Annotated in this window: 13 protein-coding genes and 4 pseudogenes; 7 read left to right on the forward strand and 10 right to left on the reverse strand. The window is 54.5% G+C overall.

The window, feature by feature from the left end; all coding sequences use genetic code 11:
• Positions 1-40 precede the first annotated feature (40 nt).
• The 4 genes from U738_RS19245 to U738_RS19260 all read right to left on the reverse strand — a co-directional run bounded on the left by U738_RS19245 (position 41) and on the right by U738_RS19260 (position 3,469).
• Complete coding sequence (locus U738_RS19245) at positions 41-361, reverse strand: DUF427 domain-containing protein (RefSeq protein WP_050713298.1); 321 nt, start codon at positions 359-361, stop codon at positions 41-43.
• Between the two features lie 208 nt (positions 362-569).
• Positions 570-1,619, reverse strand: coding sequence for a DUF2235 domain-containing protein (locus tag U738_RS19250; protein WP_050714143.1), 1,050 nt, complete (start codon positions 1,617-1,619; stop codon positions 570-572).
• Positions 1,620-1,760: 141 nt separating this feature from the next.
• Positions 1,761-2,606: an SMP-30/gluconolactonase/LRE family protein gene (locus U738_RS19255; RefSeq protein WP_035584270.1), complete on the reverse strand. Its 846-nt coding sequence runs from the start codon at positions 2,604-2,606 to the stop codon at positions 1,761-1,763.
• Complete coding sequence (locus U738_RS19260) at positions 2,603-3,469, reverse strand: SDR family NAD(P)-dependent oxidoreductase (RefSeq protein WP_035584273.1); 867 nt, start codon at positions 3,467-3,469, stop codon at positions 2,603-2,605. Before U738_RS19260 ends, U738_RS19255 begins: the two co-directional genes overlap by 4 nt.
• Positions 3,470-3,612: 143 nt before the next feature.
• Between U738_RS19260 and U738_RS19265 the strand changes: the two genes are divergently transcribed.
• Together U738_RS19265 and U738_RS19270 are read left to right on the forward strand one after the other, a co-directional pair.
• Positions 3,613-4,503: a LysR family transcriptional regulator gene (locus U738_RS19265; RefSeq protein ID WP_035584276.1), complete on the forward strand. Its 891-nt coding sequence runs from the start codon at positions 3,613-3,615 to the stop codon at positions 4,501-4,503.
• Between the two features lie 82 nt (positions 4,504-4,585).
• Positions 4,586-5,002, forward strand: a pseudogene (locus tag U738_RS19270) (ATP-binding domain-containing protein); the annotation flags it as partial.
• 285 nt (positions 5,003-5,287) lie between these two features.
• On the opposite strand, the gene U738_RS19275 reads toward U738_RS19270, so the two are convergent.
• The 6 genes and pseudogenes from U738_RS19275 to U738_RS23365 all read right to left on the reverse strand — a co-directional run bounded on the left by U738_RS19275 (position 5,288) and on the right by U738_RS23365 (position 8,102).
• Positions 5,288-5,488 (reverse strand): hypothetical protein, encoded by a 201-nt coding sequence (locus tag U738_RS19275; RefSeq protein ID WP_035584282.1) that lies wholly within the window; start codon positions 5,486-5,488, stop codon positions 5,288-5,290.
• 1 nt (position 5,489) lies between these two features.
• Complete coding sequence (locus tag U738_RS19280) at positions 5,490-6,701, reverse strand: hypothetical protein (RefSeq protein ID WP_035584285.1); 1,212 nt, start codon at positions 6,699-6,701, stop codon at positions 5,490-5,492.
• Positions 6,702-6,848: 147 nt separating this feature from the next.
• A pseudogene (locus U738_RS23050) lies at positions 6,849-7,067 on the reverse strand (integrase core domain-containing protein); the annotation flags it as partial.
• A gap of 67 nt (positions 7,068-7,134) precedes the next feature.
• Positions 7,135-7,644: pseudogene (locus tag U738_RS23505) on the reverse strand (IS3 family transposase).
• Positions 7,645-7,677: 33 nt separating this feature from the next.
• Positions 7,678-7,914: a hypothetical protein gene (locus U738_RS23510; RefSeq protein ID WP_197671987.1), complete on the reverse strand. Its 237-nt coding sequence runs from the start codon at positions 7,912-7,914 to the stop codon at positions 7,678-7,680.
• Positions 7,915-7,949: 35 nt separating this feature from the next.
• Complete coding sequence (locus U738_RS23365) at positions 7,950-8,102, reverse strand: hypothetical protein (RefSeq protein ID WP_157693164.1); 153 nt, start codon at positions 8,100-8,102, stop codon at positions 7,950-7,952.
• A gap of 102 nt (positions 8,103-8,204) precedes the next feature.
• Between U738_RS23365 and U738_RS19295 the strand changes: the two genes are divergently transcribed.
• The 5 genes and pseudogenes from U738_RS19295 to U738_RS19315 all read left to right on the forward strand — a co-directional run bounded on the left by U738_RS19295 (position 8,205) and on the right by U738_RS19315 (position 11,717).
• Entirely contained in the window at positions 8,205-8,417 is a 213-nt protein-coding gene (locus tag U738_RS19295) for a hypothetical protein (protein WP_035584291.1), read from the forward strand.
• Entirely contained in the window at positions 8,414-8,770 is a 357-nt protein-coding gene (gene tnpB, locus U738_RS19300) for an IS66 family insertion sequence element accessory protein TnpB (RefSeq protein WP_035584294.1), read from the forward strand. Before U738_RS19295 ends, tnpB begins: the two co-directional genes overlap by 4 nt.
• A gap of 46 nt (positions 8,771-8,816) precedes the next feature.
• Positions 8,817-10,415 (forward strand): annotated as a pseudogene (gene tnpC / locus U738_RS19305) (IS66 family transposase).
• A gap of 150 nt (positions 10,416-10,565) precedes the next feature.
• Positions 10,566-10,955: a hypothetical protein gene (locus U738_RS19310; protein WP_152561160.1), complete on the forward strand. Its 390-nt coding sequence runs from the start codon at positions 10,566-10,568 to the stop codon at positions 10,953-10,955.
• Positions 10,956-11,147: 192 nt separating this feature from the next.
• A complete protein-coding gene (locus U738_RS19315; protein WP_035584299.1) occupies positions 11,148-11,717 on the forward strand; it encodes a hypothetical protein in 570 nt (189 codons plus the stop codon).
• Positions 11,718-11,891: the final 174 nt, after the last annotated feature.

The following is an 11,891-nucleotide window of genomic DNA, read 5'->3' on the forward strand; positions in this document are numbered from 1 at the left end:
TTATTTGCATATGCGAACGTCAGCTTTGGGTCGAAAAGCGTCATTCGCTAACTTCCTCAGAAAATGCAACCCTATCTGCTAAAGCTTTCATACCTTCAATCGGCTCCTCATAACTCCAAGCAATATCCCGACTTTCACCCAGCGAAAAATACACCGTATGCCCTTTAAAGGGGCAATAAGTGATGGTCTCTGAAACGGTGAGTAAATCCATCCGCACGTCTTCACGTGGAAAGTAATGGCGTGGCGAGTAGCCGTGTTCGCGGAGTTCGAGCGTATTGGTGGAGTCGGCTATCAGAATGCTATCAACCTGCACCTGCATGCGCTGCTTGCTTGGGTGAAGCGTTATGCGGGCATTCTGCATCATATTATCCCTGCGGCGTTTTTCGCTCTAATGCTTCGAGACTAGCAGTTAACTTAGGTTAAACCTACTTTGAATACTTAGTTTTTAGTCGATAGTGGCCACTTCGTGATCTAGGTCAGCCATCACTTTCATGCGACTGCTTATGGCGCCTGGGTGAATGCGGCATAGCGCCAGCTCGTAGCCTGCGAGTCAAAAGTGCCCGCTCGGCCTACTCCTCCGGTGGGAAAAGGGGGACATCGGTCAAAGTACGCGGCCGGTACTCACACGTTGTATCGGCCCAGCGCTTCCAAACACTCTCATCGACTGAAATATTCACCGCACACTGCCCTGGCATCACTTCCGCATATTGTCGGTAAAAACGGCCGTCAGAGGTGTTTCCAAGGCGTTTGTATCTGGCGTAGAACCCCCTCAGGAAATCAGAAAACGAGTCTTTGGGTGCTGTCTTCCAGGCATCCTCAGCAACTTCGTAGGGTGCCACTTTTAGGCCTGCCTTTTGCGCCTTGGCTAACATCCAGCTCAGCGATATATCGGCCAGTGTGTCGTCAGCACCATAGCCGCCGCCTACATTGGCGTGGGCGCCGATAAACCAGCACTGCTCTACGTCGCGATTGCCCGTTTTCTGCTTGCCATCCTTGCTTGTCCAGAGCGATACGTTGTAAGTCGCTCTGTGTTCGTCCAGCGCGACCGCTTGATAGGCATGATCGACAATGCTGGAAAGCTCGGTATCGTGCCAATCGTATTTGCTTTTGAACAGGTTGGTTCCGGGCACGCCCAGCGCGCCAACGGTATCCCACACACCAATGAAATGAATCCTGGGCTGGAGGCTGAAGCTCTCCTTGAACCCTGTGCACACCTCAGAATCGGGGTGCAAATCGCGGTTTCGATAAATACTTTCGGCCTTATCGAGCAACCCTGGCGTGACGACATGCACTAGCCCGCATTTACGAATCATCCCCACCAGGCTTCTGGCGGTGTAGGCACCACGGCTGAACCCGAATATCCAGATCTCATCGCCTTCACTGTAACGCCTTGCCAGCCAGTCATAGCCTTCCTGTAGGTTTGTGCTCAGCCCGTGACCGAAGGCTCCGCCGGTAAAGCGCTGAAACTTAGATGTCCCTACGCCGGGGTTGTAATAGAACCTCTGCCTGATACCGTCATCGTCATCATGGATCAACCGGGTAATACGATAAACATTGGTTTGGTCTTCAGGGTCGTTCCACGTCCCATCGAATAGCAGAATCAGTTTTTGTTTCGTCATGGTGCCCCCCCCCCCACGATAATGCACGCTTTTGAACAGTGCTCATGACCGCTGTATATGAGAGGCAGACGATGCGCAATGCTCTCTTGGGCAATACGTACCTGCGACCTCAACATTATTTAATGAAGGTTAGTCGTAACTTCATGCCGTCACCTGTTTATAGTCAATTCGAAGCAGCGCCCCCGATGCAGGCGCTCTTTCTATCTCGCTTCTGGACAAACCAAGTCGTGCCGAGGTAACGAAGAGGTGTTGGCCCGTAGCATCAAAGGCACAGCTCGTAGGGCGTGGAACAGGGAGCGCAATCGTACTAGCGATATATCCCTCTGGAGATATCCGGGCGATAGCAGCGCCATCAAAAAGAACACTGAGCAGGAATCCTTCCCTATCTACCGTCAGCCCATCAGGCTTGCCTTTATTGGGGCTGATAAGGATGAGGGATCGTCGGTTTTTAACCTCACCGGATAAGGGGTCGTGATCATAGGCGTAGATGACACCTTGCCGGGAGTCTGTCACATAGAGCGTGCTCCTATCATGGCTCCAGTCAATTCCATTAATGAGCGTGAATCCCGAATCGACAGTGTGCCACGCGCTATCAGGATCAAGTCGGTAAAGATAGCCCGAGCCTTCTTTTAGCTCTTCATTCATCAAGCCCACCCACAGGCGGCCTGAAGGGTCGAGGCTAGCATCATTGAGCCGGCACCCTTCTTGGGCATGCGGCGCGGTCGCTATTCGCTGCCTATCACCTGACCTGCTGACTAGCTCAACATGACAACCGGTGCCAATGATCCACCGGCCAGCCGATGTCTCAGCGACAAAGCCTAACGGGCTGGGCATCGCATGTACTACATTATGGCCCGTTATTGGGTCGAATATATTGAGCGAAGCCCCCAGGGTATCTACCCATAGAAGCCGAGCAGTGGATCCGCTCCAAATAGGTGACTCTCCCAGCACTGCTTGACTTGAGAATGCCACTGTCACCTCGTTCATGAGCGAGGCTCCACGCTAGGAATAGCGATCAGCGGCCAGTTCGCAGCCATCTCATCCGCTGTTGAGACACGTACTGCACGCAGATCACGCGGATAGTCCACTCCCTCGGATTCCATTGCCTTGGTGGCATGAAACTGCCCGTTCGCGGCACGCAGTATCCAACCACTTTCGGCGCATTGCGAAGATGCAAGATACGCCACGCCTGGCGCGACATCGGTAGGACGCAGTTCATCTGGTTCACCCTCTATTCCCCACATGCGTGTCTTGGCAACGGGCGAAACCGCATTGACGATAATCCCATCCTTTTTGCCTTCAGCAGCAAGCACATTCATGATTCCCACCACCGCCATCTTGGCAGCCGCGTAGGAAGCGAGCCCGTTCTGAACATACTGTGGGTAGAGCGCTCGACAAGAAGTGATCATGACGATGCGGCCATAGCCCGCTGCTTTCATCGCAGGCCAAGCTGCCTGTGCGAGCCAAAGAGGTGCCTTCGCGGCGATGGCCATCATTTGGTCAAAGGCGCGTTCCTCTATAGCGTCAATGTTTTCATAGGCTACCCACCCTGCATTATGAATCAGAGCATCCAACCGTCCGTTGATTGTCAGAGCACTGCGTACTAGTGCATGGCAGCCTTCACGCGTTCCAATATCTGCTGATACTGCTCTTGCATCCAGACCTTCCAACCGAAGTTGCTCTGCTGCAAGCTCCGCAACCTGTGGATCCGCTCCATTACCATCAGAACCGGCACCGTTATCCTGGATCAGAACTGTTGCACCAAGTCGTGCAACGCATTGAGCATACGAAAAACCAAGCCCGCGACCTGATCCAGTGATAAGTACCACCTGCCCTTTAAAATTCACCATTTCACACTCCGTTCTTTCTGAGAACACTAGTGAAAGTATGAAACGGGCAATACAATACATAAAATACTAATAATATGGTGATTTGATATATTTTTAATATCATAAGAGCATTGAATTACTAATGGCATATTCGGAGTTACAGCATGACGTCAGACACCAAAGCTCATATCACCTTGCGTGCAATGGAGCAATTTGTGGCTGTGGCGGAAGAATTACACTTTCACCGTGCTGCAGCGCGATTGAATATGTCGCAGCCCCCTCTTACCAGCGCGATCCGCAAGCTGGAGGGCGATATCAATGTCACCCTGATTGAGCGTGGCAACCGTGTTCTTGGCTTAACCCCTGCGGGAAAGAGATTCCTTGATGAAGCATACGAAACGCTTCGACGAGCAGAACAAGCCATTACCGCAACACGAGATGTCGCGGCAGGCAGAGCAGGTTTAGTGCGCCTAGGCTATGTGGGAAGTTCGCTTTATGGGCGACTACCTGATGTCATTCGTGAATTTCGGACAAGCCATCCTGAGGTTCGTCTTGAGCTACGTGAGGCAACGACTGCTGCACAGATTGGCGCGTTGCGCGACGGAACACTGGACGTGGGTGTTTTGATCCCACCGCTTGTGAATGCTGAAGATATCGAGCAGACACGCTTCGATAGTGATCGATTATGCATGGCCATCCCGAAAGATCATCCTCTCTGTAGGCGGCCAACATTAACGCTTGCCGACCTCTCTGACGAACCTTTCATTCTATGGCCAATGGTGGAGGGGCGCGGCTTTCACCTGCAGGTTATCCGCCTTTGCGCTAATGCAGGCTTTGTACCCAGGGTGACGCAAGAGGCACACGGAATGCATGCCGTGCTGTCGTTGATAGCAGTCGGAGGCGGCGTATCTATTGTTCCCGAAAGCATGCGTGGCTTTCAGGGAGACCGAATCAGCTATCGTTCGTTACCGGGTTCTGAAGCTCAATTCGATCTTGTGTTGGGTTACCGTCATTTATCTCCCCCCGTTGAGGCCTTTATTCGTTCGACTGAATGACAGCACCTTAACCTGGCAAGGCATTAGCTGGTTGGAGCTAACGCCATCCAGGTAGTCAATGACGACACCGCATTGAATAAGCTGGTATGAAGGCCGCCAGGTACTGGTGACGCAAAATGACTGCGGCCTGAAGCTGATGAACGGCGACATTAGCATTACCCTCGCGGTGCCGAACCTGCGCACGCCGGGTAAATCATTACTGCGCGTCGCCTTCCCCACCAGCGACCCGGAAAAACCCATCGACTGGGTGCTGCCTTCCCGCCTGCACGCGGTAGAAACCGTCTTCGCGATGACGGTACACAAGTCCCAGGGCTCGGAATTCCTGCACACCGCCTCGCTGCTACCACCCACGCCTAACCCCATTCTCACCCGCGAGCTGGTCTACACTGGCATCACCCGCGCCCGCGAATGGCTCAGGCTGATCGAAGCCAAACGCGGGATATTGAATGATGCGGTGACGAGGGAGGTTATGAGAGTGAGTGGGTTGAGAAGGTTGTAATCAAATCCGACATTACCAGTGCTCGTAGTGACGGTTTTCGGCCAACAGCCAATTTGAGTTCACATATGTTGGTTTCGACCTCACGCGTTTACAATAAAGTGTCAGGACGCGCTCTGGCGAGTAACGGTAGCGAATGAGGTTCCGATCAGCAGGTTGGAAACGCTGTTAGTAAGTGCGAACAGTAGGTGTTTTGGCTAGGCTACGACAGCGGATTTTGCGATAGCCAAAGACTTATTTGATGCACTGAAAAAGCTTGATGACGGGTTCTGGGGATTCGTAGCGGTGTCAGAATGTAGCAGCCTCGGCCACCTTCTCCAGGGAGCCATCTGGCCTGGCGACGTAATGATCGTTGTCGCGCAGGTTTACGAACTCACCGTTCATCTGAGCCTGAGACTCCTCGTAGTAGCGTTCAGCGATCTTGGCTGCGCTCTCGGGGTTGCCCATGCGAAGCTTTTTGATTCGTTCTGCAGTAGTTAACTTTTCCATTTCACACCTCCAACTGGGTGGTGGCTTTGGGCTCTGATAACATAGCCCTGACTATTATGATATCAGATATAAACTCTTTTTGCAGTTCAATCAATGGTCGGCAAAGATTCAAGTAGGCATCAATTGCAGCTTTTCCATCCTTCGAGTCCTCACTTTTTGACGAGACAACCAGAACACCTAGATGTTCAGTATCGCCTTCAATGTTGAGGCTCAGCTTATAGCCGACGACACTGCCGACCGAACCACTCTTGCCAAAAAACTCAAGCACCTCATCCATGACCTCGGAACTGATATTCCACTCCTTCTGGAGGCTGTCCTTCGTAATCTGCTGGCTGACGTTGTTGTAGTCCACTTGCCCTAGATGGAATGCCAGCGGGGCGACAGGGAGAAACCGCGTCTTAGTGGAGGCTGTGTCACTTTCCCGTTCCTCGGGGAAAGGGAGATACATCTCCGTGACGTTCTCATCAGCTTTTGGTTTGGCTTCTGTACGGCCTACCTGAACTGTCATCTCGGGATCGACATGAAGAACACCCGCTAACCCATACAGGGGATCGTCCTTGTTCTCCACGAACTGGATCTTGTCCCGCACGGCCTGCTTCAGCGTATCATCCGCATTGAGGTCGGCCATTCCCCTGTATTCCAGCCAGTGGGCATAACAGGTGGTAGAGCGGGGTTTATGCTCGTACTGAACGTATAGTCGGGCCAAACCATGAAGGCACATCAAGACACCGGTTTTCAGATCCTTCAACCTTTGCTCAAGCCCTTCGGCATCTTCGGGTATGTAGGAGCCCAGATTGCGCTTCAAGTCCAGCGTTTTGCTGTACGAGAGAATAAAGGTCTCCATCGCATGCGGTGGCGGCATGGTGGCTAGGAGTTTGGTCAGATCGTCCTGATTGCGACTGACCGACTTGATCAGATCGTTCAAAGTACCCTGCTTTTCAGAACCGATCACATGTTGGAAGTAGTTGATACCCCCAACCAATAGCAGTGTTATCATCAGCACCGATAGATAAAGGCCAACCGGTACTTCGGGAGGCAGGCGCCACCAGAACGTGATAACCACGCCGAGAAACAACGTAAGGCCAAGCTCCACTATCTTCAAAGGAGGGCTTGTGTAGTCAAACAGAAATTCGCCATCAACAAACCATTGCAGCATGGGCTTTCCTTCGGCCTTTCTGTAAAGCCATTTCTCAAGTCGCTTAAGTGGGGTCATAGATCAAATTCCATGTTCGTTGACGTATCAGGACAATGAGATAAAAGTACTTTACAAAGCGGTTTCAAATCTTTATCACCTGGATTCATAGAATAACCGCAGCACTTTGGGCAACCCGGTAGAAACAGGAGCGACGTCAAGCCATCTTCAGTAGTAGCCGAGTTTAGAGTCAGAAGTAACTTTATCGTGTTTTACCACCAGTTGCTCGGCATAGGCTGAAGGCGTCAGCCCTCCAAGACGCTTTTTCGGTCTTTCTTTGTTGTACTCCCGCCGCCATGCTTCGATGACAACCTTGGCGTGATGAAGGCTGGTGAACCAATGCTCATCCAGACATTCATCTCGAAAGCGCCCATTGAACGATTCGATGACGAGGGAGGTTATGCGGGTGAGTGGGATGGGAAGATTTGTAATGCCCCCCTGGTTTTTGCACACCCTACGCAGCTATTGCAGGGTGTGCTCGGGGCGCCACATAGCCTAGTGACTGATGTGGCCGTTCTTCGTTGTAGTACCGCATCCAGCGCCCGAGAACCGCTCTAGCTTGGCCCAACGACTCAAATCGATGCTACCAGATGCACTCCTCCTTCAATGATCGGAAGAAGCGCTCGACAAGCCCGTTCTGCTCCGGTGTATATGGCGTCGTGAACTCCTGGGTGAGCCCATAGGCCTTCACTGTCGCCGTGTAATGCCGACTGCTGAATACGAGGCCATTAACCGACCTCAGTGCCAGAGGTTGATGAAAACGACCCAGCGCGCCGAATCGATACACCAGAGCCTCTTCCAGCGCGGCCTCGGCGGTCTTGCTGCTGCCATTGTCCGATAGTCGCCAACCGAGAATTTCTCGCGTGCAGCAATCGATGATCATCGCCAAGCTGGCCCGTCGGTCCTCGCCGCACCAAACGTGCGTCAGGTCGGTGGCCCAGCGCTCATCCAGTCGTGTGGTCACTGAGGGCAGACTCCGGGCACGCGGCCGGAAGCCCTACGGTCGCTTGCGTACCTGCCAGTTCTTCAACTGCAGGATGCGCTGGATCGGTTTGCGGTTCTCACCCAGCACACACGCCAGACGACGATAACCATAGGTGGGGAATCGCTCCAGAGCCAGCTTTACCCGAGCGGCGAGATCGGTATTGATCACCCGGCGACGCGGTTTGAGACGATAGTACAGCGTCCGCCGGGGGAGCCCCAGCCACTGACATAGCTTGACGAGTGATACCACGTGGCCCTCCTGGGCCAGTTCCGCCTGCAACGACCTTATGAGTTCTCGTCCTCGTCGAGCAGGCGTTTGAACTTTTTTAATGCATAGATCTGCAGGTTAGCCTCGCCCAGCGCCTCCTTGGTTTCCCGCAGATCGGACTCGTACTGCTCGCGGATAGCCTTGGGCCGGACTCGGAACCCGGTCTCCATGTTGCGTTGGTCCTCTTCGATCCGTAAGCGAGCCATTAACCCCATCTAGGCAAGCTAATCAGTGCTGATCACACTGACGATCTCTTTGGTTTGGAGATCCTCATGCACTGTGAACTCAACCCGACCCAGGCCTTTTGGTTAGGGCATCTTTACGTTGCCTCAATGCGGAACATGCCGTTAAGTGATTACGCCGACTCACAGGCGTTAACCCTCACCGACCTGCTGACGTGGGAAAGGCGGTTAAGCGTGCAAGGGTTACCGGTGCCACCACGTTGCCGCCCCGCGCGATTTTTGTCGGTGGAGGTGGTGACATGATCCGCCCCGGTACCGATCTGACGGTGTACCTGTGCCGCGAGCCTGTGGATATGCGAAAACAAATCGATGGGTTGGCCCTGCTGGTTCAGGAGGCCATGGACTTGAATCCGTTTGAGCAGGCGCTCTTTGTGTTCGGTAACCGCCAACGCGATAAGGTGAAGCTGCTGTTTTGGGAGCGTAACGGTTTTGTGGTGTGGTACAAGCGGCTGGAACGCGAACGCTTTAAGTGGCCAACACACCTGGAAGGCGACACGGTGACGCTGACGGGCCAGGAACTTAACTGGCTGCTGGATGGTGTGAATCTGAAGGCGATGCAACCCCACAAAGCGTTGTATTTTCAGCAGGTTGGTTAGCTTTTTTTGCTCTTGTTTTAGCGGCGTTTTTGGTAAACTAGGCGGTATGAAAAACGCCGATTCCTCCTCGCCAACGATCACCCAGCTTGAGCGCAAGCTGGCCGCTGCTGACGCTGAAAATGCGCGGCTAGTGGCGTTGATGGAGAAAAAGGAAGCCCAGTGGGAAGCCACCAAGCAATCGCTGTTTGAACAGTTCCGGTTGGCCCTGGAGCGCCAGTTCGGCCCTTCCACTGAGAAGTATCAGGTGGATCAGAAAGACTTGCTGATCAACGAAGCCGAAGTGGCGGTTGACGAGGAAGACGGCGCCACCGAGGCGACAGATAACGATGTCGTGGATGACACCACGGTCGAGCCCGCCACGCCGACGACACGCCGAACCCGGGGTGGCCGGGTGGCGTTGCCGCCCGAACTTCCACGGGTTGAGGTGGTGCATGAACTCCCCGAAGAAGCTCGCCACTGTCAGGACGATGGCACCGCGCTAACGGTCATGGGTGAAGCGGTTAGCGAGGAACTTCACGTGGTGCCCGCACGGGTCGAGGTCATCCGTCATGTCCGGCGCAAGTATGCGTGCCGAACCTGCGAAGAGGGCGTTAAGATCGCCGCGGCACCCGCTAAGCTACTCCCCAAAAGCAATGCCAGCGCCACGCTGTTGGCGTATGTGGCGACCGCCAAGTACCAGGATGCCTTGCCGCTATATCGACAAAGCCAACTCTTCGCCCGCCATGGTGCCGAGAGCCCCCGCAATACCCTGGCCCGCTGGATGGTGCAGGCCGGTGAACGCATCACCCCATTGATCGAGACGTTACGTCATCACCTGCTCAGCGCACCGCTGATCCACATGGACGAGACAACGCTCCAGGTGAATCAAGAAGCGGATCGTCAAGCGAGTGCCACGTCTTACATGTGGGTGCAGCGCGGTGGGCCGCCGGGCCAACAAGTCGTTCTTTTCGACTACGCCGCCAGCCGCGCCGGACGGGTGCCCGTTGATCTGTTGGGCGACTATGCGGGTCGCTTAATCACCGATGGCTATGAAGGCTACGCCGAGGTTGTGCGCCGCAATGGGATCACCCATGCGGGCTGCTGGGCGCATGCCCGGCGTAAGTTCGTCGAGGCCCAGAAGGTGCAGCCCAAAGGCAAGACCGGCAAGGCGGACTGGGCGCTGAACCAGATCCGTAAGCTGTATGGCGTGGAAAAACAGGCCAAGGCGCTTGAGCCCGACGCGCGTCACGCACTGCGTGACCAGAAGAGCCGCCCATTAATCGATCAACTTCGCACCTAGCTCGACAAGTCACTGGCCCAGGTGCTGCCCAAAAGCGCACTGGGGAAAGCGCTGCACTACTTGGATCATCAGTGGCCCCGCCTGACCCGGTTCCTGGACGATGGCCTGATCCCGCTGGACAATAACCCAGCAGAGAACGCCATCCGCCCGTTCGTCGTTGGCCGCAAAAACTGGTTATTCAGCCACACCCCCAGCGGTGCACAGGCCAGCGCGGCGATCTACAGCCTGATCGAAACCGCCAAAGCCAATGGCCTCTCACCCTACGAGTACTTGCAGCACGTCTTCGAGACACTGCCCACCCTCAACAACGATGACGAACTGAACACGCTGTTGCCCTGGCAGTGGAAAGAGACATTACCGGTCTAAGCAAAGCCTGCATAGATGGGGTTTATGGCGCGCTTACGTTGATGAGACGTTGCAGCCAGTGGTCGCGTCAGTCGAGCGAGAAATTGCCGTCCTACTTCAGGCTCAGTGTGACGAGAGCTGAAGCCATCGCGCTGCTGTGAGGTATGAACGATGCATCAACATTTGCGGGTTCGGAATGAGGCAACCCGCCTGGCCAGGCATGTGAGTCTTCATATATGCCGAGTCAGGGGGCTGAATCGTCTCTATACCCACTACTCGATTTTGCAGCAGCTTACGAGCGCCAATGCCTGGTTGCTCGGTGTTGCCGTAGATGACTCGAAATCGATTCAAGATATTTATGCCGAGCTGCCGAGACTGACTTTTCCCGTTGCGTTTGCCGCGATTGGGGATGGTGTGATCAGAGCACTTTGGGATCGCCTCGTGTACGCGATTGCCCTGGAGGTTGGCGAGCCAGTGCCCACCACCATGGATCAAGCCGATATGGACACACGACACGCCCTGCTGCCGGTAGTGAGCCAGCCAGAATGGCTGAGCATGTGACAGCCCCCCCCCTACTTTGGCTTTAGGCGTCGACTTATGGGCGAGTGCGTGCTCGAAGCATTACCTGCTGGCACGCTAGAAGACGGGGACAAGCTCCCCGATCGTTTGCATCACTCCATCCCGGCTCGTTAATGCTCCAGCCTGCCGGGATGAAGCTTCATTTCACCCCTTTACTGACAAGAGGAACCCAACTTGGCCAATTACCTTCATCACGTTACCTCGCCGCAAGCGGCGCATCACATACTGTCTAGTGGTGTATTCGAGCCGTTCTCGCATGACGTGCTGTGTGCCGATGCCTGTTTGAATATGCTGTTGCTCGATGCTGACGGCGAGCGATTGCCTCAAGCTGGGCAACAGCAGATTTTTGGAGGCTATGGCGTTGTCCTGGGGCTTAAATGGGAAGGGCCAGTCGAGACCCTGGGTTCGTGGAGCGATAGCCCTTCAGCTAACGTCCTCTATCACCAGCCGTGGAATCAACTTAGCGCCGCCTCTGTTCTTGAGCCTGATGCGTATTACCGTAGCTTGGTGAGGACTGGCACAAACCAGCATCTATCGATCACAGAGATCAGGGTCGATCCCGATGTGATGGCTGAGGAGTGGGTGAAAGGCTCCCTTCCCAAGGGATTGATGGGCGCATGGCGTTTCATACCAGCGGTAGTGCGCCAGCTGTTTCGTGCGCGTGGCGCCAGCCAGGCTGCCCAGGCGTTATCGCGGTTGGTTGGTAGCCATGGCCGACTCCTGATCGTATCGGGGCCAGCCTAGGCACTGTAGCGAATTCTTTTCAGCCCCCTTCCCTGGCCAGGGGAAGGCGTGTCATCCCTCCCGTGCTTGGTACGACTGCCCAAACCGCAGCAATCAATCCTAGCATTGTAAGTAAGGCGCAGGTGTCGATGCCGGCAGAGTTCATAGAGTTATCAACTTTGAATTTTTGTTACG

This window comes from Halomonas sp. TG39a, from assembly GCF_000744395.1.
GTDB lineage: Bacteria > Pseudomonadota > Gammaproteobacteria > Pseudomonadales > Halomonadaceae > Vreelandella > Vreelandella ventosae_B.

What these genes read in the sequence shown, in the direction of transcription:
- U738_RS19245 (WP_050713298.1), bottom strand. Translation starts at nt 361, where the DNA reads ATGCAGAATGCCCGCATAACGCTTCACCCAAGCAAGCAGCGCATGCAG.
- U738_RS19250 (WP_050714143.1), bottom strand. Translation starts at nt 1,619, where the DNA reads ATGACGAAACAAAAACTGATTCTGCTATTCGATGGGACGTGGAACGAC.
- U738_RS19275 (WP_035584282.1), bottom strand. Translation starts at nt 5,488, where the DNA reads ATGGAAAAGTTAACTACTGCAGAACGAATCAAAAAGCTTCGCATGGGC.
- U738_RS19310 (WP_152561160.1), top strand. Translation starts at nt 10,566, where the DNA reads ATGCATCAACATTTGCGGGTTCGGAATGAGGCAACCCGCCTGGCCAGG.
- U738_RS19255 (WP_035584270.1), bottom strand. Translation starts at nt 2,606, where the DNA reads ATGAACGAGGTGACAGTGGCATTCTCAAGTCAAGCAGTGCTGGGAGAG.
- U738_RS19295 (WP_035584291.1), top strand. Translation starts at nt 8,205, where the DNA reads ATGCACTGTGAACTCAACCCGACCCAGGCCTTTTGGTTAGGGCATCTT.
- U738_RS19265 (WP_035584276.1), top strand. Translation starts at nt 3,613, where the DNA reads ATGACGTCAGACACCAAAGCTCATATCACCTTGCGTGCAATGGAGCAA.
- U738_RS19260 (WP_035584273.1), bottom strand. Translation starts at nt 3,469, where the DNA reads ATGGTGAATTTTAAAGGGCAGGTGGTACTTATCACTGGATCAGGTCGC.
- U738_RS23365 (WP_157693164.1), bottom strand. Translation starts at nt 8,102, where the DNA reads ATGGAGACCGGGTTCCGAGTCCGGCCCAAGGCTATCCGCGAGCAGTAC.
- U738_RS19280 (WP_035584285.1), bottom strand. Translation starts at nt 6,701, where the DNA reads ATGACCCCACTTAAGCGACTTGAGAAATGGCTTTACAGAAAGGCCGAA.
- tnpB (WP_035584294.1), top strand. Translation starts at nt 8,414, where the DNA reads ATGATCCGCCCCGGTACCGATCTGACGGTGTACCTGTGCCGCGAGCCT.